Origin of the sequence: Methanosphaera sp. (assembly GCF_022768985.1) — an archaeon.
Taxonomy (GTDB): Archaea; Methanobacteriota; Methanobacteria; order Methanobacteriales; family Methanobacteriaceae; genus Methanosphaera.
This window is the reverse complement of sequence record NZ_JALEKL010000009.1, coordinates 68,498-93,839: the sequence shown is the minus strand read 5'-3', so window position 1 is coordinate 93,839 and position 25,342 is coordinate 68,498. Positions and strand designations below refer to the sequence as shown.

The 25,342-nt window shown below is 28.7% G+C and carries 16 protein-coding genes; 6 read left to right on the top strand and 10 right to left on the bottom strand.

Annotation, left to right across the window (positions count from 1 at the left end; translation table 11 throughout):
• Positions 1–7: 7 nt before the first annotated feature.
• Complete coding sequence (locus tag MRZ80_RS03795; RefSeq protein ID WP_292536313.1) at positions 8–709, bottom strand: DUF2162 domain-containing protein; 702 nt, start codon at positions 707–709, stop codon at positions 8–10.
• Between the two features lie 450 nt (positions 710–1,159).
• On the opposite strand from MRZ80_RS03795, the gene MRZ80_RS03790 reads away from it, so the two are divergent.
• Complete coding sequence (locus MRZ80_RS03790; RefSeq protein ID WP_292536311.1) at positions 1,160–4,564, top strand: hypothetical protein; 3,405 nt, start codon at positions 1,160–1,162, stop codon at positions 4,562–4,564.
• 190 nt (positions 4,565–4,754) lie between these two features.
• On the opposite strand, the gene galU is transcribed toward MRZ80_RS03790, so the two are convergent.
• Positions 4,755–5,603, bottom strand: a complete 849-nt coding sequence (galU, locus tag MRZ80_RS03785; RefSeq protein ID WP_292536309.1) for a UTP--glucose-1-phosphate uridylyltransferase GalU — start codon at positions 5,601–5,603, stop codon at positions 4,755–4,757.
• 32 nt (positions 5,604–5,635) lie between these two features.
• The gene (locus MRZ80_RS03780; RefSeq protein WP_292536307.1) at positions 5,636–6,709 is read right to left on the bottom strand and encodes a glucose-1-phosphate thymidylyltransferase; all 1,074 of its coding nucleotides are present in this window, start codon (positions 6,707–6,709) and stop codon (positions 5,636–5,638) included.
• A 280-nt stretch (positions 6,710–6,989) separates the two neighbouring features.
• On the opposite strand from MRZ80_RS03780, the gene MRZ80_RS03775 reads away from it, so the two are divergent.
• Positions 6,990–9,467, top strand: coding sequence for an Ig-like domain repeat protein (locus MRZ80_RS03775; RefSeq protein WP_292536305.1), 2,478 nt, complete (start codon positions 6,990–6,992; stop codon positions 9,465–9,467).
• A 358-nt stretch (positions 9,468–9,825) separates the two neighbouring features.
• Positions 9,826–11,217, top strand: coding sequence for an MATE family efflux transporter (locus tag MRZ80_RS03770; RefSeq protein WP_292536303.1), 1,392 nt, complete (start codon positions 9,826–9,828; stop codon positions 11,215–11,217).
• A 156-nt stretch (positions 11,218–11,373) separates the two neighbouring features.
• Here MRZ80_RS03770 and hacA read toward each other — a convergent pair whose 3' ends face one another.
• The 3 genes from hacA to cyaB all read right to left on the bottom strand — a co-directional run bounded on the left by hacA (position 11,374) and on the right by cyaB (position 14,620).
• Positions 11,374–12,621, bottom strand: a complete 1,248-nt coding sequence (gene hacA, locus MRZ80_RS03765; RefSeq protein WP_292536302.1) for a homoaconitase large subunit — start codon at positions 12,619–12,621, stop codon at positions 11,374–11,376.
• A 9-nt stretch (positions 12,622–12,630) separates the two neighbouring features.
• Positions 12,631–13,800, bottom strand: a complete 1,170-nt coding sequence (locus MRZ80_RS03760) for a homocitrate synthase family protein (protein ID WP_292536300.1) — start codon at positions 13,798–13,800, stop codon at positions 12,631–12,633.
• Between the two features lie 250 nt (positions 13,801–14,050).
• Positions 14,051–14,620 (bottom strand): class IV adenylate cyclase, encoded by a 570-nt coding sequence (gene cyaB, locus MRZ80_RS03755; RefSeq protein WP_292536298.1) that lies wholly within the window; start codon positions 14,618–14,620, stop codon positions 14,051–14,053.
• A gap of 405 nt (positions 14,621–15,025) precedes the next feature.
• On the opposite strand from cyaB, the gene MRZ80_RS03750 reads away from it, so the two are divergent.
• A complete protein-coding gene (locus MRZ80_RS03750; RefSeq protein WP_292536296.1) occupies positions 15,026–15,577 on the top strand; it encodes a TATA-box-binding protein in 552 nt (183 codons plus the stop codon).
• Positions 15,578–15,827: 250 nt separating this feature from the next.
• Positions 15,828–17,402 (top strand): phosphoserine phosphatase SerB, encoded by a 1,575-nt coding sequence (serB, locus tag MRZ80_RS03745; protein WP_292536294.1) that lies wholly within the window; start codon positions 15,828–15,830, stop codon positions 17,400–17,402.
• Between the two features lie 285 nt (positions 17,403–17,687).
• On the opposite strand, the gene MRZ80_RS03740 is transcribed toward serB, so the two are convergent.
• The 4 genes from MRZ80_RS03740 to MRZ80_RS03725 all read right to left on the bottom strand — a co-directional run bounded on the left by MRZ80_RS03740 (position 17,688) and on the right by MRZ80_RS03725 (position 24,348).
• A complete protein-coding gene (locus MRZ80_RS03740; RefSeq protein WP_292536292.1) occupies positions 17,688–20,420 on the bottom strand; it encodes an AAA family ATPase in 2,733 nt (910 codons plus the stop codon).
• Positions 20,421–20,440: 20 nt separating this feature from the next.
• Complete coding sequence (locus MRZ80_RS03735; RefSeq protein WP_292536290.1) at positions 20,441–21,616, bottom strand: DNA repair exonuclease; 1,176 nt, start codon at positions 21,614–21,616, stop codon at positions 20,441–20,443.
• Positions 21,617–23,137 (bottom strand): ATP-binding protein, encoded by a 1,521-nt coding sequence (locus tag MRZ80_RS03730; protein ID WP_292536288.1) that lies wholly within the window; start codon positions 23,135–23,137, stop codon positions 21,617–21,619.
• Between the two features lie 65 nt (positions 23,138–23,202).
• Entirely contained in the window at positions 23,203–24,348 is a 1,146-nt protein-coding gene (locus MRZ80_RS03725) for a DNA double-strand break repair nuclease NurA (RefSeq protein WP_292536286.1), read from the bottom strand.
• Positions 24,349–24,709: 361 nt separating this feature from the next.
• Between MRZ80_RS03725 and MRZ80_RS03720 the strand changes: the two genes are divergently transcribed.
• Entirely contained in the window at positions 24,710–25,180 is a 471-nt protein-coding gene (locus tag MRZ80_RS03720; protein ID WP_292536284.1) for a hypothetical protein, read from the top strand.
• The last annotated feature ends 162 nt before the right edge of the window (positions 25,181–25,342 follow it).

Sequence of the window (25,342 nt, the reverse complement as noted above, 5' to 3'; positions counted from 1 at the left end):
CCTTTTTTTAGTATTTTATAAATCTATTATTACGTCTTGTATATATTGCTCCAATTAGCATTACAACTGCTATTACTACAACCATCTTAATTACACTACCAAGTGATTGTATTTCTATTGGGGTACCTAATGTTAAAAGTTCAATATTAGGTAAAATCAGTAAACATAGTACAAAATATAATCCTATAAATATCATAAAATCTCCAAGTACAATAGGATATGGTCTGTGTATTTTTGCAACTATTTTATTTGATAATATATATGTTAAACCCATAACTGCAACTAGTGCTAATGATGATACTGCACCCATTGTTACTGTAGGAATTGTTGTCATAGGTGCTACAAGGAGTATTGTTGATAGAATTGCTCCAAAACAGCATGGACATGGTGCAACTACTGCCATACACGTTGCACTTCCTACATCTGATCCTGTTACTTTCCAGTCATAGATTGTTTTAAATCCTGTTAGTAGAATTACAACTGCTATTACTGCAAATATTTGTGATGAGTAGTTGTATACAAAGAAGTATAATTGGTCTGTGTATGGTTCCATTAGGTATGATAGTACTATTAATGCTACTGCATATGCTATTAGTATGTATCCTACATTTCGTTTTTTTATTCCTGAAAATCCTAATGCAAGTCCTATTTTTACACCAAATACTAGTATTGCTGCAAGTATTCCATATTGCATCAATTGATCTAACATCTATATTTCCCTCCTTTGTTTTTTGTTTAATAATAAAAACACAATACTAATTTAATTTTTATTGATATTTTATCAATGTGTATTAAATTATTGTTTTTGAATTTTTATAAAATAATATTTAATTTTTTAAGTATTAATAAAATTGCATACTTTTATTATATAATTAGGTGATAATTTGTCATGATTTATCATTTTTATCATGTTTTATGTAGTTTTTTGATACATTTTTAAAATAAACTTTAATGGTATAAAAATAAGCTTCTAGTTAGTATTTAAGCGAATTATAAACTATTCTAGATTTTGTAAATAAAAATATATATTACTTTAATTATAATAAAGTTCATGGAGAATATTTAAAAGGATGGAAGAAATATTTTTCAAGTATTAAAAGTAAAAGGAGGTTAAATTATTAACATTAAAAACAGTCATATTTTGGTTGTTTTATGCATAATGTTCATCTTCCTAGGCATGTCAACAATAAATGCAGCATCAGCTGATAATACAACAGACATGACATTAAATACAAATTCGGCCATAGAACATACAGATTCAACACATAACATGGAAGATATGCAAAAACATTATTCACTAAAAAACAAACAATCAAAAGACACAAATAAAACCATACAAACTGCAACTACAACAAATAAAAAAACACCAAAAAAAGATAACACAACCAACACAACAACAACTACAAAAGATGACACAACAACCACAGATAATACAAACACAACAGTAAAACAAATACCAGACATAAGAATAAGTGATAATCCAATTACACCTGGTGAAAATACAACATTTATCGTAATAATGGATAGTGATGCAACAGGATATGGAGTATTTAAGATAAATGGAAAAACAGTATCTGAAAAAATTAATGTAGCAGAAAATAAAGGATTTATCAGATATCAATATGAAGTACCAACATCATATCAAAATCCAACATATGAACTATCATTTATATACTCTGGAGATTCAAAATATGAATCACAATCTGCTAAATCAACACTTAAATTAAATCCAAAAGAAAAAGATTTAGATCCAAAACTTGCCCTAAAAAATCCTAATATCAAATACTTATCATGTGGTGATATAGTATTAAAACTTGACAAAGATGCTACAGGAACTGTTGTATTTAAATTAAATAAATCAACAATTTCACCAAAAATACAAGTAGTAAATGGAGAGGCAAGATATAATTTCAATGCATCATACACACCAGGAAAATACAGACTTGATGCAGTATATAGTGGAAACTATAAATTTAAAAATGAAACAATACGTGGAAATTTATATATTCAAAAACTAAACTCAACAATTACAATACCAGATAGAACAACAAAGGCAGGATCAACAATAACACTAAATGCAAAAATTATTGATGAATTAAACAGACCAGTTGTACAATCACTAGTAGTATTTAAGGTAAATGGTGTAACAATAGGAAATGCAACAACAAATGGACGTGGAGTTGCAGAGTACAGATATACCATACCATCAGTATTTGACTATACAAACTACACTGTAAATGTAATAAGTAATGGAACATCAAAAGTAAATATTGCAACAGAAAATGCAACACTCACACTAAAACAACTAAAAACAACACTATCACTATCAAAAATTACATCAAAAATAAATGAAACAGTAACAATAACAGCAACACCAATTGATGAAAATAAAAACAATGCACATAAAGGAAAAGTATTATTTAAAATCAATGGTGTTTCACAAAAACTAGTAAATATAACAAATGGATATGCACTATTTAGATACACACCAGAAACTAATATTGCAAAAAACTATACAATAGAAGCAATATATCAGGGAAACTGGAAATATGCAAATAGTCAAACTAATTCTACAATGGAAATTACAAAAATTGGTACAATAACAACAACAAGATATACAGATGCAAAAAGTGGAATGCAAACTACAGTATCAGCAAGAGTAGAAGATAAAAATCAAGTACTTGTAAATGGTGGAATTGTAGTATTTACACTCAATGGAACATATCTTGGAAATGCAACAGTAAAAGATGGTGCAGCAAACTATACATTTATAATGCCACGTTATCCTACAGGAGTATACAGACTTAATGCAACATACATGGGTAGTGCATCATACTATTCAAGTAACAACTTAAACTATGTAAATGTAACAAGACTTACATCACGTCTTGTAACAGAACCTGTACATGTAACAGTAGGAGATAAAGTAAATATCACAGTATATGTAATGGATGAAACAAGCCATTATGCAGAAAATGGTGAAATAAACATTACAATTAATGGTACACTTATTGGAAAAGCAAAAGTTAAAAATGGTTCAGCAACAATTGAATACAAACCACCATATAAATACAGTGGTTTAACACTAAGATTTATTGCAAATCTTAAAGCAAATGAATACTATGCATCAGCATATTCTGTAAATAACATTACAATATCATCACTTAAAGATGTATATGTATCAACAAATGGAAATAATGATAATCTTGGTGATAAACAACATCCATTTAGAAGTCTTTACTATGCAATGGGACATGTAGCAACATTTGGAACAATACATATTCTTGATGGTACATACCGTGAAAATTCAATACTTCTAAATAGTAGTGTTAAAATCATTGGAAATGGTGCAAAAACAATTATTGATGGTGGAGCATCAGGAAAACCAATAATAACAATTACAAAACGTGATTCATTCTTAACTGTAAAATCAATTACATTTAGAAATGGAAGATCAGACATTGAAAAATCTGGTGGAGTACTACATAACTATGGAAAAGTTAATGTAACTGATTGTAAATTTATCTCAAATAAAGCAAGAGGAAATTCATCAGCAGGAGCAATCTATTCAACAGGTGAAGTTAACATAACAAACTGTGAATTTATAAACAACACCCTCACACATACAAATGCAGAAGGTGGAGCACTACGTTTAATTAACAATACAACAAATATTATTAATTCAAACTTCACAGAAAATCGTGCAGTTGCAACAAATTCATCTGGTGGTGGAGCAATCTACATGCAAGATGGATCATTAACAATTAAAGCATCAACTTTCAAATCAAACAAAGCAACAGGAAAAACAGCACTTGGTGGTGCAATAAAAGGTATTTATGGAAACCTTGTAGTAACAAGTACTAACTTTAAAGACAACGTTGTAAATGGTACAGATTATGGAATTGGTGGTGCAATAAACAGTCTTGCAACAGGTGTATATCTTAACTTATCAACAATTGAATCTAACAAAGCCTATGGTGGAGTAACATCAGCTGCAGGAGCATTATATACTCAATATGCAGCAGTGATGGCATATAGTAGTGTATTTAAAGATAACCTTGCACAAAGTAAAACTGTAATGGGTGGAACAATACAAGGATATTATGCATTTTCAAACTATGTAAATTGTACATTTACAAAAAATATGGCAAAAGCAACAGCTACAAATTCATTTGGTGGAGTAATCTACTATGAACTTGGAAACTTAACAGTTTCATCATGTCGCTTTAACATGAATGAGGCAAATTCAGCAAATGTTTCAATAGGAGCAGGAATCTATGCTCATGCAAATACAACCATATATCATTGTGACTTTATGAAAAATAAAGTATCTGGTAAAAATATTGGTGGAGGAGCAATAGCAAACCTTGCAAATATGACAGTTACAAAAACAAACTTCATAGATAACAATGCAACAAATGCAGGAAATGCAATAACAGCAGTAAGTGGTTCATCAACAACTATTGAGGACAACTACTGGAATTCAAATAATCCACAATGGAAAAAACTTTTAATTGGTGTAAATGCACCTAAAAGTTATTCAAAAACAAAAATTACACATTAAATAAAGAAGATGGAATTAAATCTTTTCTTCTTTTATTTTTTTTCTTATTTTATTATTATTTTAATTAAAATTTCAAATTTAATAAAAAAACTATTTTTTCATTATTTATCTTAAATTTAGTATTTTCAAAAAAAGTAAAAATATTTAGAATGGGGGAGATATTGAAGGGAATATAAAAAAAACCTTTCTTTTATAAATTATCTAGTTTTGATTTCATATATTCAATTATAAGGTCACGATCATCAGAGTCAAGTGCCATATCTATTGAACTTTTAAGCCATTCAACTGTATTTCCAATATCATATATGTCACCTTCAAATGTTGTAGCATATACGTTGTCTTGTGCATTTATTGCATCTGTAAGTTGAATTTCACCACCTACTCCAGGTTTTGTATTTTTAAGTTTGTCAAATATGTCAGATGTAAGAATGTATCGTCCTGTTATTCCAAGGTTTGATGGTGCATCTTCAAGTTTTGGTTTTTCAACAAGATTTTTAACTTCATAGATGTTATCTGAAACTTCTACTCCATCAACTATTCCATATCTTTCTACTTTTGCATCAGGTAGTGTTTCTATTGCAATTGTTGATCCACCATATTTTTCATATACATCAAGTAATTGTTTTGTACATGGAACTTTTGAATGTGTAATTGTATCACCTAAAAGTACAGCAAATGCTTCATCACCAATATGTTTTTCAGCACATAGTATTGCATCACCAAGACCATTTTGTTTTTTCTGACGAATGTAGTGGATGTCTGCCATATCTGTAATTTCTTGTACTTGCTCTAGGTAGTCAAGTTTTCCTTTTTGTTCAAGTGTATATTCAAGTTCAAATGATCTGTCAAAATGATCTTCTATTGATCTTTTACCTTTTCCTGTAATTATAAGTATGTCATCAATTCCTGATTGTACAATTTCTTCAACAACATACTGAATTGTTGGCTTATTAAATACTGGTAACATTTCCTTTGGCTGTGCTTTTGTAGCAGGTAGGAATCTTGTACCTAGTCCTGCTGCTGGTATAACTGCTTTCATTTCTTATCATCCTCCAATTTTTATTTTATTTTTTATAGTTTTACAATAGAGTTTTCACCAATTACAAAGCTTCTTCCTTTTGGATAGCTTTCATTGTCTGTTATTATTTTTGAGTTTTCACCAAGAAGACTTTCTGTTATTCTTTTATCTGAGTGTATTGTTGAATTTCCAATTATTATTGATGAATCTATTTCTGTTTCTATAATTTCTGTATTATCACCAATTGAGGTGTAAGGTCCTACATATCCTTTTATCTGGCAATTTTCACCGATAACTACAGGTCCTTTTATCACAGTTCCTGATTTTATTGTGGTATTTTTACCTATCTGGATACGTCCTTTAAGTTTTACATCATCTTCTATTATTGCTTCATCTGAGATGTCATCGTCTATTGTTTCAAGTATTAATTGGTTTGCATCTAGTACATCTTCAGGTTTTCCTGTATCTTTCCACCATCCTTCTACAACAAATGAATCTACACTTTGTTTTTCATCTATTAGTTGTTGTATTGCATCTGTTATTTCTAGTTCATTTCTCCAGGATGGTTTTATTTTATCTATTGCATCGAAGATATTGTTTTTAAATAGGTATATTCCAACTAGTGCTAGGTTACTTTTTGGATGTTCTGGTTTTTCAACAAGATTTATGATTTTTCCTTCATTATTTAGTTCTGCTACTCCAAATTGTCTTGGATCTTCAACTTCTTGAAGTAGTAGTCTTGATGCAAATTCTGATTCATCAAATCCATCTACAAATTCTTCAATTCCAGATTTTAGTATGTTATCTCCTAGATACATTACAAATGAATCTCCATCTACAAAGTCTTTTGCTGTTGCTGCTGCATGTGCAAGTCCTTTTGGTTCACCTTGCATGATGTATGTAATATTTACACCAAATTCTGATCCATCACCTAGTGCATTTTTTATTTTCTCTGGCATATTTGTTCCAAGAATTATTCCTATATCTGTAATTCCTGCATCACGTAGATCTTCTATTGCATATAATATTACTGGTTTATTTGCAATAGGTATTAGTTGTTTAGGTCCGGTGTGTGTTAATGGTCTTAGACGTGTTCCATGTCCACCTGCTAAAATAACTCCCTTCATTATTTTAATCTCCTTTATATTTTTTTGATATAATAAATAATCTTCCAAATTCTATAATTTATATAGTAGGGTTTTGATTGTTTATCTTATTGTTAACTCTATTTTTTATCTTTATTAAATATTAGTTACATGAATAGTTTTCAATAGTATAATATTAGTTTTCCATAATTGTTAAAGTTTTTTTTATAATTTTTTAAATAAATTGAAATAGTTAAAATATTGGTTGTGTTATATATAATATCATATTTAATTAAAAACTAAAAATAGGAGAAATTTTAAAATGAATAAGAAATATTTCCTATTATTTTGCATGGTTTTAATGATATTTATATCAACAGCAGCAGCTGAAAGTAGTGATAATCTAACAGTAGATAATATTCAACTTAAAGATCATCATACAGATGAAATAAATACAGCAGCTGATGTAGATAAAAGCATAGATAATAGGATATATACAAATCAAAAAACATCTAAAAAAGAAGATTCAACAAAAACAATAACACAAAAACAGGTAAATGAAAAAAACAATACAATAATAAATCTCGATGAAGGAAACTACAAAGTTGATCCAATAATAGTTGACAATAACGTGACAATAATTGGAAATTCCACAACAAATACATATATTTCAACAAATTCAACAGATCACCTCTTTAATATAACTAAAAACTCACATCTTACACTAATAAATCTAACAATAAATAATCATCAATCTGAAACTATAGCTACAATAAACAACCAGGGAAAACTCACACTAATTGGTGTTGATATAATAAACAACACATGCCTTAATAGAACAGCAAAAGGTGGTGCAATCTATACAACAGGAGAAGTTGATGTTAAAGATTCAACATTTGAATCAAACACAGCATCATGGGGAGCATCAGTATATAATAATGGTGGAGTTGTAAATATTAATAATTCATTAATGCGTCTTGATCACACCTATAATGTTGGAGGATCACTCTATAATATTCGTGGAAATATGACAGTTAATAATTCACGATTTATACAAAATACAGCAGTAAGTGGTGCTGCAATATATAATGCATTTGGAAAATTAGATATTGAAAATTCAATGTTTCTTAAAAATTCAGCACAAACATACTATGGTGGTGCAATCTATACAACAGGAATATGTAATGTCTTAAATTCAAACTTCCTATATAATAATGCAAATTATATGGGTGGTGCAATAACAAATACAAATAACTTCACAGCAATAAATTCCACATTTACATCAAATACAGCAGGTGAAAGTGGTGGAGCAATAGAAAACATACCATGGACAGCAAAAGAAAATGGTAATATTATATTAATTGATTGTAACTTTACAGAAAATAGTGCAGGTATAAATGGTGGTGCAATAATAACACTTAACTCTACAGATGTAGATAACAACTATGGAACAATCACATCAAGACGTTGTATATACGATTCAAATAGTGCAGGAAGTTGTGGTGGTGCAATATATTCTGTTGGATTTATTGACCTTGAATATAATGTGTTTTTAAATGATGATGCAGAAACTTCAAAAGAAGTATATAATGGATATAAAATTAAATCAGTTGAAAATAATTGGTGGAGCTTAAATAATCCAGACTTTAAAAAGATGGGAGTAACACCAAATAGTTGGGTTGTTATGAAGTTTATGAATACAACACCACTCATTGAAAATCTACAATCACACATAAAAGTAACACTTAATACATTAAATAATGGCAATGAAATTACACAACCTCTTCCAGTTCGTGATGTAATATATCCTACATGTAATGCTACATATAATGAAAATTTCCAAAGTATTAATGGTAGTGTTGAAAATATAGTAGTTGCAAACGATACAACTAATATAACAGTAAGAGTTGACAATCAAAGACTTATACTTAATGCTATAAAATCAGATATTACATATAAACTCATAAATAACAATCAAACAATAGAAGTTACATATAACTTACCTAGTGATATTAATGCTAAAACATCAATAAAAGTTAATTCAAAGACAATTATTAAAAATCAGAAAATTGTAAATGGAAAACTTACAGCTATATATGACATACCAACATCCTGGAGATATAATAGCTACATATTAAATATTATTGCAAATAATAATGGTGATATACTTAATAAAAATATTACAGTAATGATTCCAAAACGTGATGTTTCAATTAAAATAAGTATAGATAACAATAAAAAGCCAATAAAAGTTGGAGATACAATTAAGATAGTTGTATCAGTAAAAATGGCAAATCAAAACATTACAACAGGAAAAATTGTATTTAAAATAAATGGAAAAACACAACAGTCAGATATTAGAGTTGTTGATGGAAAAGCAGTGATAAATTATACTATTCCATATACATTTAATCCTGGAAACTATACAATTTCAATTAAGTATTCAGGTGATGAAAATAAGAATGCAAATATGCAAACTCAAATACTTCAAGTTGCAAAAGATAACATCTATCTTAAAGATAACTCAACACTCTATCTTATGAGTGATAGTGGTATTAGAGTTCCAATTACACTTGTTGACTCACATAACAATTATGTTGGAGAAGTTAAGTTATGTTATAAAATTAACAATATCACATATAAAACCAACATTACACTAGTTGATGGAGTGTTTTATTTTGATTATATAACACCTGTGGTTGCACAATCTTCATCACTAAAACAAACTCTTACAATAAAAGTTGGAGAGTCAAAAAGATATAATGAGGCAATACTTAATATTCCACTTATAATTGAATAAAGAATATTTAATTTCTAAATACAAACAAGAGTAAATTTCACTTTACTCTTTCATCTTTACTTTTTTTACACCTACTTTTTTAATATTAACATATAACTTATAGCTTATATGGTTGTTTATTTAGTCTAAATAGTTGTTATTTACTCTTATAAAATTAAAATACGTTTAAATACGAACTATTTTTTATATAAATTAATTAATTTTAAATATTTTATGAATTTCTCTTTTTTACTTTAAGTTTATATATCATAACGCTATAAAATGTTTTTATAGATAATTAAAACTAATAATTTTTAATTTAAATAAAATAAATTTTTTAATAATTATTCTAATGCAATAAAAGGAGTGGGATCCAAAAATGGCAGAGACAAACGACAATATCGATCTTATAATGGGCGATCATAAAACAGCAATAAAAAAATTAGCATGGCCAATAATATTTAGTATGCTATTTGTAACATTATACAATATAGCAGATGAAATATGGGTTGCAGGATTAGGAATGGAAGAATTAGCTGCAATAGGATTTGTAGCACCACTTTTAATGATAGCAATGAGTCTGGGAAGTGGTACAGAAATAGCAGTAAATAGTTTAATTGCAAGATTTATAGGATCAAATAACTATAAACAAGCAAATAACACGGCATTACATGGAATGATAATAACACTGATAATATCAATAATATGTGGAATATCCTTATGTCTTGCATTACCAACAATACTAATGTGGATGAATGCAGGAAGTGCAACACAAGCAGCATTAAATTATAGTTATATACAGTTTGGATGCTTATTTATAACACTATATAACAACATTGCAATAGCAATACTAAGAGCAGAAGGAAATGCAAAACGTGTAATGTATGCAATGATGGCAACATCAATACTAAATATGATACTAGATCCAATATTCATATACTATCTTCACATGGGAATAAGTGGAGCAGCATATGCAACAGTACTTTCAACACTTATAAGTTGTCTAATACTTTTCTACTGGATACAGTATAAAAAAGACATATATCTTGACTTATCACTCAGTAACTTTAAATTTAACAAAGCAATAGTACTTGATCTATTTAACATAGCAATACCATATACAATTGAATGTATCATGCTTAGTTCACTAAGTATAATAGGAAACTGGCTCTTTGTAACAGCAGGAGGAGTAAATGGAGTTGCAACATATGCAGCAGTACTAAGACTAATTGAAGTAGTAGATCTACCAATATCAGGAATAGGATTTGCATTAATTACAGTAGCAGGAGCAGCATATGGATCAAAAGACTTCAAAAAACTAAAACAATCATTTGGATATGGACTAAAATTAACACTAACTATAACAACAATACTTGTAGTAATCTTTTTAGTATTTGCACCACAACTATGTACAGCATTTACAAATCAACAAACAGCATCAATGATACCACACATAGCACTAGCACTACGTATAATGGTACTTAAATTCTATGGTGTATGTTTCGGAACACTATCTGTAATGTTCTTCCAAGGAATAGGAAAAGGAATAACAGCATTTGTAATTAAAATGTTTAGATGTACAGTATGTGAATATATATTTGCAATACTCTTTGCTGTAACACTTGGACTTGGTGAATTTGGAATCTATGGAGGAATTGTAATAGGTGGATTTATTGGTGGAATAGTAGCATTAGTATATGCAAAATACTATATAAATAAAATTATGAAACAATCACATGAAGATATTGATATTAAAACAACACCAGTATAAAAAAAAATGTATAATCTATTTTTCTCAATAATTTGGGAGAAATACCCTTAATCTTCTCTTTTTTTTAGATAAAAAACTTTTTTTAACTACTGATTTTTAAAATAATTTAATTAAAGAAAAAGGTAATTGAAAGGAGGTTATGTAAAATTTGTGAAATTATATATCACTAGGATTTGTAATTTCACCACGTATAGCTGATGCTGCTACAACTTTTGGATTTGATAGATATACAAATGATTTTGCACTACCCATACGTCCAAGGAAGTTTCTATTTGTTGTTGAAATACAACTCATATTATCATCCATTACACCCATATGTGCACCAAGACATGGTCCACAACCAGGATTACAAATTATAGCATTTGAATCAAGGAGTGTTTGAATAATTCCTGAATCTATTGCATCTTGATAGATTTTTCTTGATGCAGGGAATACTAGAAGTTGAACATCAGGATGTACTTTGTTTCCTTTAAGAATTTCAGCTGCTTGTTCTAAATCCTCATAACGTCCATTTGTACATGAACCAAGTACTGCTTGGTTAATTGTAGTTCCACTTACTTTATCTACATCTTCAACATTATCTACATTGTGTGGACATGCAACTTGTGGTTGTAAATCATCAACATCAAAATCATATACTTTTTCATACTCTGCATCTTTATCTGGTGTTGTAATTTCATAATCTGTTACACCACGTGCTGCAAGATATTCTTCTGTTTGTTTATTTGGTATCATTATACCATTTTTTGCTCCACATTCAATTGCCATATTTGTCATTGTCATTCTTGCATCAGGTGACATATTATCTATTGTATCACCATGAAATTCAAGTGCCTTATATGTTGCACCGTATGATCCAAGAGTTTTAATGATATTTAATATAACATCTTTTGAGTAGGTATTTTCACCAAGTGTACCATTAACATTAAGTTTAAGTGAGTGTGGTACTTTAATCCATGTTTGTCCTGTAGCATATACTAATGCTAAATCTGTTGCTCCAAGACCTGTTGAAAATGCACCAAATGCACCATAGGTACATGTGTGTGAATCTGCACCTACAACAACAGTTGAAGGCTTAATATGTCCCATTTCTGGTAGTACTTGGTGACATACTCCTTCTCCTTGTATGTACATGTTTTTTATGTTTTGTTTTTTTCCAAATTCACGTACTACTTGTTGGAATTCTGCTGATCCTATTGTATTTGCAGGTACATTATGGTCAAATACAAGTACAATTTTCTCTGGATCCCATACTTTGTCTGTTAGTTTTTCAAATACTTTAATTGTAGGTGGTGATGTACCATCATGACTCATTGCAATATCAATATTTGCATTTATTGTTTCATCTGGTTGCACTTCTGTTTTATTTGCAGATTTAGCCAGTATTTTTTCAGTTATATTCATATGTTTTCCTCATCCATCAATATTTGCTTTTTGGAGTATTTCATTGAATTTTTCGTTTGTTATATTTTCTCCTTTTTCTCTTTCTTTTTTAACAAGATCTACAGTTTCAAGAAGTTTTGCATCGTCAACTTTTATATTTAATGTGTCAAGTTTTTCTGCTACTGCTGCTTTTCCTGAATGTTTACCTAGTACAATTTGTCTTTTTGTTCCAACCATTTCAGGTACATATGGTTCATATGCTAGTGGATTTTTAAGTATTGCATCTACATGTATTCCTGATTCATGTCTAAATATGTTATTTCCAACTACAGGTTTGTTGTCTGCTATTGGTATTTCACTATATTTTGATACAATTGTTGATAGTTCATGGATAATTTCTGTTTTAAATCCAAGATCTTTGTTATATAATAGTTTAAGTGCCATTGTTAGCTCTTCAAGTGATGTGTTTCCTGCTCTTTCACCAATTCCATTTACTGTTGTTGAAATTGCAGATGCACCTTCTTGAAGTCCTGCAATACAGTTAATTACTGCCATTCCAAAGTCGTTGTGACAGTGAAGTGCAATTTCTGTATTGATTTCTTTTTTAATATTACGTACTAGATATCTCATTGCTGATGGATTTATTGATCCTGTTGTATCTGCGATGTGTATTCTGTCTGCTTTATGTTCTTCTGCTTGTTTGTAGATATCTATTAGTTTTGGAAGTTCTGTTCTTGTTGCATCTTCTGCTGAAAATGCTACAAATAGTCCATGATCTTTTGCATAGTCTACTGCATTCATACAGATTTCATTTACTTCTTCTCTTGGTTTGTTCATCTTAACTTCTAGGTGAAGATCAGATAGTCCCATAAATGTAATTACTCCATCAACATCTGCATCAAGAGCTGCATCTATATCTTCTTGTTTTGTACGTGTAAGACATATGATACCTGCATCAAGTCCTTCATTTGCAATAGTTTTTACTGCAAGTTTTTCATTTTCTGAAACTCTTGGAAATCCAGCTTCAATCTGGCCTACTCCAAGTTCATCGAGTTTATGTGCTATTTCTAATTTTTCATCAACAGAGAAAAATACACCTGGTGTTTGTTCTCCATCTCTTAGAGTTGTATCGTATATGTTTATTTTCTTAGGAAAATCGTATTCTACTTCTTGGTTGTATATACTTACAAATCTATCCATTGGTTTACCATCCCTTGATTTAATTTGTGTAAATTGTTTTTAAAAAAATGAAATATTATCATTTTTCATATGTGTTTTTTTAAATTCCATCCCATTGAATTTTTTTTTAACACTAAAATTATAACATTATTTTTTATATATTTTATTAGTTAATAATAGTATATTCTATATTTTTTAAATTATATAATCTTTTAATTAATACTAACTAAATTAATAAAAAAAAATATGGTGGACAATGATGTAATTTTATTTATTCTTCATTATCTTTAACTGATACATCTTTAACTTGTTCTAGAAGTTCAAGATAGGAGGTTCTTTCAAAACCATCTGTAATACCTAATTTTTCAAATACTCCCATTATATTATCACACATTTCATCAACTTTAGCTTCATCATCTGTTACATATTCTATTTCCATGTAGTATCCTAATTCTTCAATCTTATCAAGTGTGATAGTATAGTCTTCATAGTTAAATATACGTCTAATTTTAGATACTATTGCAGATGCCTTAAATCCAAGATTTACTAGTATTTCATTCATAGCATCTACATCTGAAATTTCAACTTCTACTTCTTTTCTTGTTTTACTTTTTGAGTTGATTTTAGGTCCTTTATATGTTAGGATACGTTTAAAGTCATCACCATCAGGAATTTGACGTATTCTTAATGCTTCATCTGTTTTTGCATAATCTTTATCTGGTGCATTAAAGTAGATGTCATGTTGTCTTTCTGTATGTGAATATGTTGCACCAATTTTGCCTAGATCTTCCATTGCTTTTTTTGAATCATTAATTTTTGCTTTTATTTCAATTTCTATCATATTATCAAATTTCCTCTTATATAGTATATTCTAGTATTAAGATAAGTATAATTTTATTTAATTTTTTCATAAGTTATATAGTTATATATATAAATAAAAAAGTACATAAATAAAGACATAATATGTTATTTTGTATTTTTTAAATAGATATTATAATAAATAAGCATAGAGAGAAAGATGAGTGATGAGTTGGATTCTTTAAACCCCAAAAATGGATTAGATAATTCTAAGAAGATTATTTTTATAAATATTATTTTAAATTTAAATTAAACTATTCTAGAGAAGTTAAATTAAATTATATTATAAATTAGTCTTTTAAATCACGAATTTTTTGAAGTATAAATTTATACAATAAAATAATAAAAAATGCTTAATTTTTTTTATCACAACAATGGAGGAGAAATAATGGCAGATGTAAAAATAAAAGTTGAAAATATAGTAGCATCCGCAACACTAGGTAAATCCTTAGAACTACCTAGAATCGCACCTGCTTTAGAAAACGTAGAATACAACCTAGAACAATTCCCTGGACTTGTATTTAAACTTAAAAAACCTAAAACAGCTGCTTTAATATTTGGATCTGGTAAATTAGTATGTACAGGGGCAAAATGTATCGACGATTCTATGAAAGCAATTCACATGACTGTGGATAAAATTAGACAACTCGATCCTGAAATCCCTCAAGAATTTGAAATAAAAATTCAAAACATCGTAGCATCAGCAAATCTAGGAAAAGTATTAAACCTAGAAGCAGTAGCATTAGATCTTGAAAATACAGAATATGAACCAGAACAATTCCCTGGATTAGTATACAGACTTGAAGATCCAAAAGTAGTATTACTATTATTCGGTTCAGGAAAAGTTGTATGTACTGGAGCAAAAACAGCTGATCAAGCATTATTAGGTGTTCAAAAAACAAAAGAACGCTTAATTGAATTATACTTAATTGAAGAATAATTAGGTATAAATGATCCAATATTAAATGAGTTAATTTATTTATACTCCAGAATAAAACATAAACACCACACATAATCTCCAAAATATTTAATAAAATAAAACATAGCTAAGCCCTATAAAATGATAAATATCTTGAAAAAAATCGAAAAAAGAATATACATAAAAAGATAAATATTATATTTAATAAGGCTTTTTAGAATAGAATTTTATTCTAAGTTTTATTCTTATTAAAAAAAATATTGGTGATCTTTTGATTAAATTGGTAGTATTTGATCTAGATAATGTTTTAATAGATACAGAAACAATAGATGAAATAGCAGAAATAAATGGTAATGAAGAACAAATAAGTGAAATAACATTACAAGCAATGCAAGGTAAAATTCCATTTGAAACATCCATCAGAGAACGCGTAAAAATACTTAAAGGTATAAGTGTTGATGATATTGATGCTAAAATGAATAATATATCCCTAAATCCAGGTGCTAAAGAGACAGCAGCTGAACTTAAAAAAAGAGGATATACTATAGCAATTATTACAGGAAGTTTTGATGTAATAGCATTAAAAGTAAAAGAATGGATAGGTGCAGACTATGCATTCTATAACACACTTGAAGTAGAAGATGGCAAACTCACAGGAGAAGTATCCGGACCTCTTGTAACTCAGAACAAAGTTGATGTATTAAAAGGCCTAGTTGACGAACTAGGAATAACCTTAGATGAATGTGTGACAATTGGAGATGGGGCAAACGACCTTGAAATGATAAAACAAGCTAAAATTGGAATAGCATACAATGCAAAACCTATATTAAAAGAACACGCCGATATTCAAATCAATGAAAAAGACCTAAGGAAGGTACTTGATATAATGACAGACGAAGAAAAGATAACTAAAGAAGAAGTAGTAGAAGAAGTAGATGCACAAGAAGAAGTTCAAGCTGAAGAAGTAGAAGCAAAAGATGCTGAAGCTCAACCAGAAGAACAGGAAGATGCAATGGATTACTCCAAATTAAACTTCCAACAATTACTACAAGTAAAAAGAACCTTTGAAGCAGAACTCACAGAACTCAAAAATGTACGTGACAACATGAATGAAAACACAAAAGCATTCAGACAGGAACGTGACAAATTAAACCAAGAGCTTAAAGAAACACTCAACAAAGCACTTGAAAAAAGAAATGAAAGAGACGAAATCAACAAAGAAGTTCGCAAATTCAAAGAATTAAGAAACGAATGTAATGAAGAACTCAAAAAATCAGAATGGGGTTCCGGTAAAAAAGAAATCTCAAACATACAAGCTGAAATTAACAAAATCGATAAAACAATACAAACAAAAGTATTAGATATCAGAAAAGAAAATGAACTTGTAAAAAGAGTATCTGATTTAACAAAACAACTCAAAAAAATCCAGACAAATGTTGATGATGAAGAATCAGCTGGTGACTTAAAAGAAAAATCAGAAGAATACCACCAAAAAGTAGTAGAACTTTCTGACAAAGCACAAGCAGTACACGAAGACATGATTGAATCATTCAACAAAATCGATGGAATCAGAGAAAAAGCTGACGAAAAACACAAAGAGTTCATCAACTCAAGAAACGCAGCAACAGCTAAACATGAAGAAGTTAAAGCTAAATTAACAGAAATTAGAAAAGTTAACAAATTCATGGATCAAGCTAAATCATCATCCAGATCCAGAAAAGGTGAAGGAAAACCTGATGAAACAAAAGAAAAAGAAGAAGCAGAAGAAATCTTCCAAAAATTCAAAGATGGTAAAAAATTAACAACTGAAGAATTTTTATTATTACAAAAATATAACATAATGTAAATATTTTCTTCTAAAATATTTTTTTAAAAAGATAAGAAAAAAAAAATATTTTTTCTTCTTTTTTAGTTTTAAAAAAAGAGTAGAGTAACTAAATGATTTTTACTTTGGGTGTGGAATTCTTTTTAGGCTAGTTTGAAGGGTTTAAAATTTATTTATACTAGTATTTACTTCCATTACTACTAAAAATCTATTCTAAACCTCTCCTTTTTTTATATATTAAACCTAAACTTCAAGCTATTTTTTATTAATACTTACTTATTATTGTACTAATTTTATCTTATTTACTTACATACTTTCGTCTTCATCATCACCAATGTATGATATTGCATCTTTTTTAGATATTTTTATGATGTTATCTGATAATGATTCCATTTCCTCATCGTGTGTTATAACAAGCATCTGTGATACAATACTTGTTTTTTGGATGATGTAAAGCAAGTTTTCTTTACGTTCTGAGTCAAGATGTATTGTTGGTTCATCAAGTATTAATAGTTTGTTTCTATTTGATAGTATTCTTGCTATTGCAAGGCGTAGTGCTAGTGCTATTACTATTTTTTCTCCACCACTGAGTTGTTTTGTTGTTAGTGTTTCACTTTGTCGTGTTATTGTTATTTCATAGTCATCATCTAGTGTTACTTCTGAGTAGTCAAATCCAAATTCATCAAAGATTTTCTGTGTACGTTTTTCTATTTTTGGTCTTACAGCACGTCTTAGGTCACTTTGTATTCCATCTTTTCCATAGATTTCACGTATTTCTTTAAGTAGTTTTATGTAGTCATAGAGGTTTTGGTTTTCATCTCTGAGTTCATCGAGAGCTTTTAGTTCTGCTTTTATTTCTGTGAGTTTTTCATTTTCTTTTCTGAGTTCTGTTCTGTTTTCAATGAGAATTTTTTCTAAAGATTCACATTTTTGTTTGTATGATGTACATGTACTGTTAATTGTTTCGTATTCTTTAGGATCATATTGTAATTTATTAATTTCTGTACTATAATTTGAATACTTATCTTTTAATTTATTTATTTGTTTTAGAGTATCTTCATGTTGATTGAGGATGTCATCTTTTCTTGTAACTTCACCTTTAAGGGTGTTTAACTCATCTTTTCTTGATTCAAGATATTGAACTTTAACTTCAACATTATCCCTAACTTGAACTTCACTCATAAGGTGTGCAGTTTTTAGTTTTGCTTTTTCAATCTTTGATCTTAGCTGTGTTTCTTTTAGTTTATTAGCCTCATAATCACTACTACTATTTGCAACTATACCATATGCTACATCATATGATTTTTTAACATCTTCAAGTTCAGCAATCTCTACTTTAATAGATGCTATATCATTTTGCATCTGTATAAATTTAGCTTCAACTTTTTCAATTTCAGGGAGAAGCTTTTGTTTTTCTTTAACTTCATTTGATGATTTTCTATATTCTTCATCATAGCTTTTAATAACATCAATTTTAACACTTAATAATTTATCTAAGTACTCCTGTTTTACTTTAAGGTCACATTTAAGTTTAGAATTTGTATCTTCAAGTTTTACTATTAACTGCTTATTTTGACTAATTTCTGATTCATAATCATCTTGAAGTTGTGCGTGTTTTTCATGTGTAATTTCAGATTGACATATAGGACATTTACCTTCAACTTTCCTGAGATCTTCAAGTGATTTTTGTGTTGTTTTTATAATTGACTCATATGATCGGATCTTAGCAATATTTTCATTGATTGTATTTGTAATATCATCAATTGATTTTTGTGTTATTTGTTTTTCTTCTAGTAGAAATTCATCATATAATGCAGGACTTGGAAATGGCTTTTTAAGATCAAATAACTTCATACTACCTGTAAGTTCACCTGCAATAGTTTTAAATATATCATCACATCTTTCAGATAACTTATCAATTTCATGTTTAACTTTAGAATTTTCATTAACTTCAAGTTGTACTTCACTGAGTTGTTTTTCTTTTATGTCAAGTTGTTGTTTTAATGATGTGTATTTTTCATGTCCAGATCGTGTTTTTTCAATAATTTTCTTATTTTTTTCAACATCATCAATACTTTTAGTTATATTTTTAAGATGTTCAATATCGTTATCTCTTGCATTTTTAAGTTCTATAAGTTCTTTAAGTTTAGGTAGTGGTTTAATTTCAACTTCTATCTTTTTAATTAACTCTTCTTTATGTTTAATCTCTTTAAGTCTTTCATCAGAATCTTTAAGTAATGATTCTTTTTCATTTAGATGAGCTTTTGTATTTCTAAGTTCTATTTCAACTCTTTCATACTTATTTTTCTTATCTTCAAGTTCATCTCTTATTTTTATGTTTTCATCACGTAACTTTTCATACTCATTAAGTTGAACTTCATATTCTTTAATAATCTTTTCTAAAGTTTCAATTTCAGATTTTGTCTTAGTTTCTGATTCCTGTTTTTGTGTATAGCTTTCAAGCTTTCCAGTATTTTTTTCATATTCTTTTTGATAGTCATCAATAACTCCCTTCATATTATCATATGCTTTTGCAACAGATTCAATATTGAGAAGTTTAGATACAAGTTCTTTTCTTTCAGCAGGTGTGGCATCTGTAAGTTTTGTAATTTCACCCTGTTTTATATATACAGCATTTTTAAATGATTCTTTATCAAGACCAATTTTAGCTTTTATTTCATTATTTACATCGTTAACTTTTTCTGAGATAAGCTTAATGTGTCCATCTAGTAGTTCTGTAAGTCTTACAGTTGTCTTATTTTTACGTCTTTGACGCATTACAACATATGTTTTTCCACCATGTTCAAATGTAAGTTTTACACTCATCTTATCTACAATATCACTACTACTTGATGGTTGACGTATTGCCTCATCAAGTGATGTGTTAATCTCTCCAAAGAGTGCAAAGCTTATTGCCTCAAGTATTGATGATTTTCCAGCACCATTTTTTCCCACTATTAATGTTATTCCACGTGGAAATTCAATTGTTGTATCCTTGTGTGATCTGAAGTTTTCAATTTCAAGTTTATTTAATATCATTTACCAATAATCCCCTTTTTCTAGTTTTCATTATATATTTCATTATATAGCCTTGATGCTAGATTTCCAGATTCTTCCATATTTTTCTGTGCTAGTTGTTCATATAAGTCAACTGCATATCTTGATATTGTTTCATTTTCAAATTCTGCCATAACTCTTTCATTAATGAAATATTCAGGTGTAAGATGTTCTTTTTCAACATTTGAAAATATTTCCTCTTCTTCATCTTCTATAGGTCTGTATTTAACTTTAAGTGTTAGTGTTATATCATCAAGTGTTTTGTGTAGTATTGGTGATATTTCACTTTTTTCAAATCTTCCATCTTTAATTGTAAGGTGAAGTATTGGGTTTTGTTTTGTTTTTTCATTAATAGTGGTGATTTCATTAACAAGATTTTCTAGTTGTTCATCAAATTTAGGATATTCTATATCACGTATAAGAAATTCACGCTTTAGTGGTACTGCAATTTCTTCATATTCAACTTTTCCATCACTTAGTGTTAGAAGATTGTATCCTTTTGGTTTATTTTGATGATCTAGTTGTTCTTTTTTATCAATTCTTTCAATTGATCCTGCATATGCAACTTCAGCACCCTTAAAGTCACCTGTTAGTTTCTGATGAATATGTCCCATTGCAAAGTAGTCAAATCCCTCTGGTAATGCTTTGTTACTAAATTCATATTCAAATGTACCTTCATTGAATTTCTCCAATCCACCATGAAGCATGAGTATTTTATATTTATAACCCTGTGATGCTTCCTGTATTTGTTCAAGTAGTCTTTCTATAACTTTTTCTTCTGATCTTTGAAGAAATGGAAGTCCTGCAATAAAGACTTCTCCATTAACTACTACGTGATTTTTACGTGTTGTAAGTACATGGAAATTATCATCAATGAATAGTTCATGTGGAATTTTTGTACCAGACTTACGCATTATGTCATGATTTCCTGCAATTGCATATACTGGTATGTTATGCTTTTTAAGTTTTTCAAATCCTTCTTTTGCTGCAAGTATTGCTTTTATCTGTGGTTTTGGATTCTGAAATAGATCACCTGAATGTAGAACTACATCAACATCACGTTCTATCATATCATCAATAACGTTCTTAAATGCCTCATAAAGGTCATCTTCACGTTCTTCTATTCCATATTGTCTGTGTCCAAGGTGTGTGTCTGCCATGTGTGCTATTTTCATCATTTAAATCCCTATATCATCTATAAAGTCAAATTGACTATCTTCTTCCTCTTCTTCTTCAACTACACTATTTTGCCATTCTTTTAGTATGTCCAGGTCTGTTCCTACAACTTTACCTTCAAATTCATCAATCTTTACCATTGTTGGAATATTTGTCATCTGCCCAAGTAGTATTGCCTCACCAATGTTAAGTGATGGAAGTTGTTTGAGCAGATCTGAACTTAAACTTTCACTACTATTTTGTACATGTTTCTGGTCATTAGGCTCAACAAGTCTTAGTATTATAAGATTATTTACCTGTGAGAGAGTTTCAGAGTCAAGTGATTTTGGACTTTGACTTACAAGACACAGTCCTACACCAAATTTACGTCCTTCACGTGCAATTTTACTTATAATATATTTTGATTCTGTTGAACGTCTCTCTGATACTATCATGTGTGCTTCTTCTATTATACAAAATACTGGAACTTTAAGTTCTCCACTTTTACGTTGTCTTAGAATCTTTGTAAGTGTATGTTTTACAATAATATCAACACTTCTTTCATCAACACTTCCAAGTGAGATAATATTTACACGTCCTGGTGTTATAAGTTCAACAATATCTGCTTCATCATTTGAATCAAAGAGTTTATAGTATCTTTTTGCAAGTGAGTCAAGCTTAAATTCGACCTGTTTTATGGATTCATAATGTTTTTTATTGACCTGTTTTATGGATTCATGTTTTTTATTTTCATCTTCAATTCTTCTTGCAAGATCAGATATATACTCTCCCATTTCCTTGATAAAGTTGATTTTATGTCCATCTACTACTTTACTTCTTGCATGATTATATGCATCACGCAGGTATTTTTCCTGATTTACAGCATTTTCACCTATATGCATAAGACTTTTAAATTCACCAATTGTCAAGTCTTTAGGATTGATCTTTGGTGCAATTGTTTTCTTTTTACCATTTGAGAAGTCTATACTTCCATATTCTGAGTGCATATCAAATACAAGTAGTGTTCCTTTTTTTGCAAGTAGTTGATCTATTATCACTGTTGTTGTATTTGATTTTCCAGCACCAGTCATAGCAAGTATTGCAAGATGTCTGGATACCATCTTATTTACATCTACTCTAACTTCAACTTCAGGCTGTGTAAGTACTGTTCCAACACGTATTGAGTCAGGTTTTTGGAACACTATTTCAAGTTCTTCTTTTGTTGCTTTTCTTATTGCAATTCCAGGTGGTGCTGGTGTTCTTGGTATTTTAAGTGTATGAATATCACCAAGTATCATAATATATCCACGTACGTAGTGTTCAAGATCACCTTCTAGTGCATGTATTTTTTCAACAAGGTCAGGATTTCGTATATCTGAATCTATTGTTAAACTTCCCCTATTTACTGCTGTTATCATACCAAGTACTGTCATATCATTGTAGTCTATACATACATATTCACCAATTGCAGATAGCTTCTTTGATATAAATTCCAGACTTCCTGTTTCTGTTTCACCTATTGAGCGTCCTATTATTTCTGTCATATTAAATCACATAAACTAATTACTTTTTTTTTAACTAAAATTTTCAACTATATTTTTATTTTTTTTTATTCGAGCATGTCTCGTCCTGTTTTTTCAAATATTCCAAGTTCTTTCATTATAGAATCCATATCTCTTTGTTTTATTACAACTTCATCATGAGCTTTTTTTAGTATGTATGGATATCCATCAACACTTATACTATTAAGATCATTTAATATTGTTTGTATTGTTTCATGTTTATCTGAATATATCTTATATGGAAGTTCAATTTTTAGGACATTTCCATGATTGTTAATTCTTGTAAAGAATGTTGTAAATGTTCTATCTGAAAGACTTCTATATTTTGGAAATTCATTTGTCCTACGTCTTTGTGTAGTAACACGTCTTAATGGTTTTATATTTGAATTTTCAATTGGATTTGTATATCCTGAATTTTGACATACATATTCAACTGCTGCAGCATCAGGTATTATTTGTTCAAATTGATTATGTGTACTGCTTGTTTTTGATACTCCTACTATTTTTTCTGAATAGTTTTCAAGAAGATAGTTAATACATGCAAGTTCTTCAAGAGTTTGTGAATATTTTATTATCTGTTCTTTTATTTCATTTTCCTCTTGTGGCTTAAATTTTCCATTTTGCATTATTTCATTAACTATTGTTTCATTCATAACTATCTCTATTGGAAAGTTTCCATCTTCGAGTTGTTGTTCAATTTCATCTATTTTATCCTGTATCATATCTTCTATTTGTTGAGGAAATTCATAATTTATTGATAGATACAGTATTTTTCCTGAGATCATTCCATCAAGAAGCATGTAGTCTATTTCTGGATGTTTTTGTAGTGTATCTATTGTACTTTTAAGTTCTAGTATGCTCATCTGGTGTGAGAGTATATCGTTGATATGGCTTGTCTGTGTTGATGATATGTAGTTTACATCTGCTGCTTGTGAATGTTTTGTTATATGTGTTTTTGAATCATAGATTATTGTCTGACTTGAAAGTGCATAGATAAATGCTGCCATTAGTTTCTTCTTATTTAGACTTCCATCTACTGCTGCAAATGTCTTATCTGGTATTGTTTTATCAAATCTGCATTCATTATATGAACTTCTTATTTTATCTACATCAAGATTTCCACGGATATTGTCAAAAAATTCATTTATCTGGCTTCGATTTACAATTACCTTTTCATATAAAATATCAAGCATCTATATTTTCGCCTCCATCTACAATTTTTTTTTGGTTAATTTTTTTTTAAAGTAGTATAATAATAAAAAAAAGTTTATATTTAATCATCTTATTTCATAAATATAGTTTATTTTTTATTTGTTTGTATATGATGTTGTCTAATTTTATACTTATTTGATTAAAAATAGAATTTAAAATACTATTTTTTAATTATTTGATCATATAATTTAATGTTTTATTTTTGCTATAAATAAAAATTATGTATAGATATTCTAAATTACCCTATTTTCACATTAAAATTTATTATAATACTATAAGAATTATTAATTATAAAATGCATATTTACATCTATAAGAAAAAATACATGGGTAGGTTTTAAGATTGCAGATTGTTACAAAAAATGAAAATAAAATACTTCTTTTAATTAATAATAACTTAGATAGTTATCCTACTGGTATGTCATTTGATACTATTCGTGAATTTCTTGATTTATCTGAAACTGAGGTTTTTGATCTTCTTGAATCACTTGAAAAAAAGAATTTTGTAGGTATTAATTTAAATTCAAAAACAATAACATATGACGATTTAGATCAGGAATTTAAGGTTGTTGAGGATAAATCAGAACTTGAAAAGTATATGTTAAATAAGACAGAACAGGATGCCTATGAAATAATACGTGATGTAATCGAGGAATATAGAGGATATGCTCCAAGATATATTATTGAGGGTGCTCTTTTATATGGAGATCTTGAACTTTCACCAAAGAGAACTTATAATATTGTTGTATCTCTTGAAAATCAGAAATTACTAAATAAGGTAATGCGTGCTGATGGTGAATACTACACAATTTAATATTTTGAAAAATAAGTATTAAAATAAAAAAAAATATTTATTTATTTGGATGATTAAAAAAAATAGTTTTAGATAAATAATATTATAAAATAATATTGAAAAATTTCAAGTTTATAAAAAAAATCTAGTTTTATATTAGAAAAAAAGTTGAAAGGGATGTGG

Bases quoted from the DNA above. Each gene is read 5' to 3' on its own strand.
- MRZ80_RS03730 (WP_292536288.1), bottom strand. From the start codon at position 23,137: ATGACAGAAATAATAGGACGCTCAATAGGTGAAACAGAAACAGGAAGT.
- MRZ80_RS03760 (WP_292536300.1), bottom strand. From the start codon at position 13,800: ATGGATAGATTTGTAAGTATATACAACCAAGAAGTAGAATACGATTTT.
- MRZ80_RS03790 (WP_292536311.1), top strand. From the start codon at position 1,160: ATGTTCATCTTCCTAGGCATGTCAACAATAAATGCAGCATCAGCTGAT.
- MRZ80_RS03750 (WP_292536296.1), top strand. From the start codon at position 15,026: ATGGCAGATGTAAAAATAAAAGTTGAAAATATAGTAGCATCCGCAACA.
- galU (WP_292536309.1), bottom strand. From the start codon at position 5,603: ATGAAAGCAGTTATACCAGCAGCAGGACTAGGTACAAGATTCCTACCT.
- hacA (WP_292536302.1), bottom strand. From the start codon at position 12,621: ATGAATATAACTGAAAAAATACTGGCTAAATCTGCAAATAAAACAGAA.
- MRZ80_RS03740 (WP_292536292.1), bottom strand. From the start codon at position 20,420: ATGATATTAAATAAACTTGAAATTGAAAACTTCAGATCACACAAGGAT.
- MRZ80_RS03770 (WP_292536303.1), top strand. From the start codon at position 9,826: ATGGCAGAGACAAACGACAATATCGATCTTATAATGGGCGATCATAAA.
- MRZ80_RS03795 (WP_292536313.1), bottom strand. From the start codon at position 709: ATGTTAGATCAATTGATGCAATATGGAATACTTGCAGCAATACTAGTA.
- cyaB (WP_292536298.1), bottom strand. From the start codon at position 14,620: ATGATAGAAATTGAAATAAAAGCAAAAATTAATGATTCAAAAAAAGCA.
- MRZ80_RS03780 (WP_292536307.1), bottom strand. From the start codon at position 6,709: ATGAAGGGAGTTATTTTAGCAGGTGGACATGGAACACGTCTAAGACCA.
- MRZ80_RS03775 (WP_292536305.1), top strand. From the start codon at position 6,990: ATGAATAAGAAATATTTCCTATTATTTTGCATGGTTTTAATGATATTT.
- MRZ80_RS03725 (WP_292536286.1), bottom strand. From the start codon at position 24,348: ATGCTTGATATTTTATATGAAAAGGTAATTGTAAATCGAAGCCAGATA.
- MRZ80_RS03735 (WP_292536290.1), bottom strand. From the start codon at position 21,616: ATGATGAAAATAGCACACATGGCAGACACACACCTTGGACACAGACAA.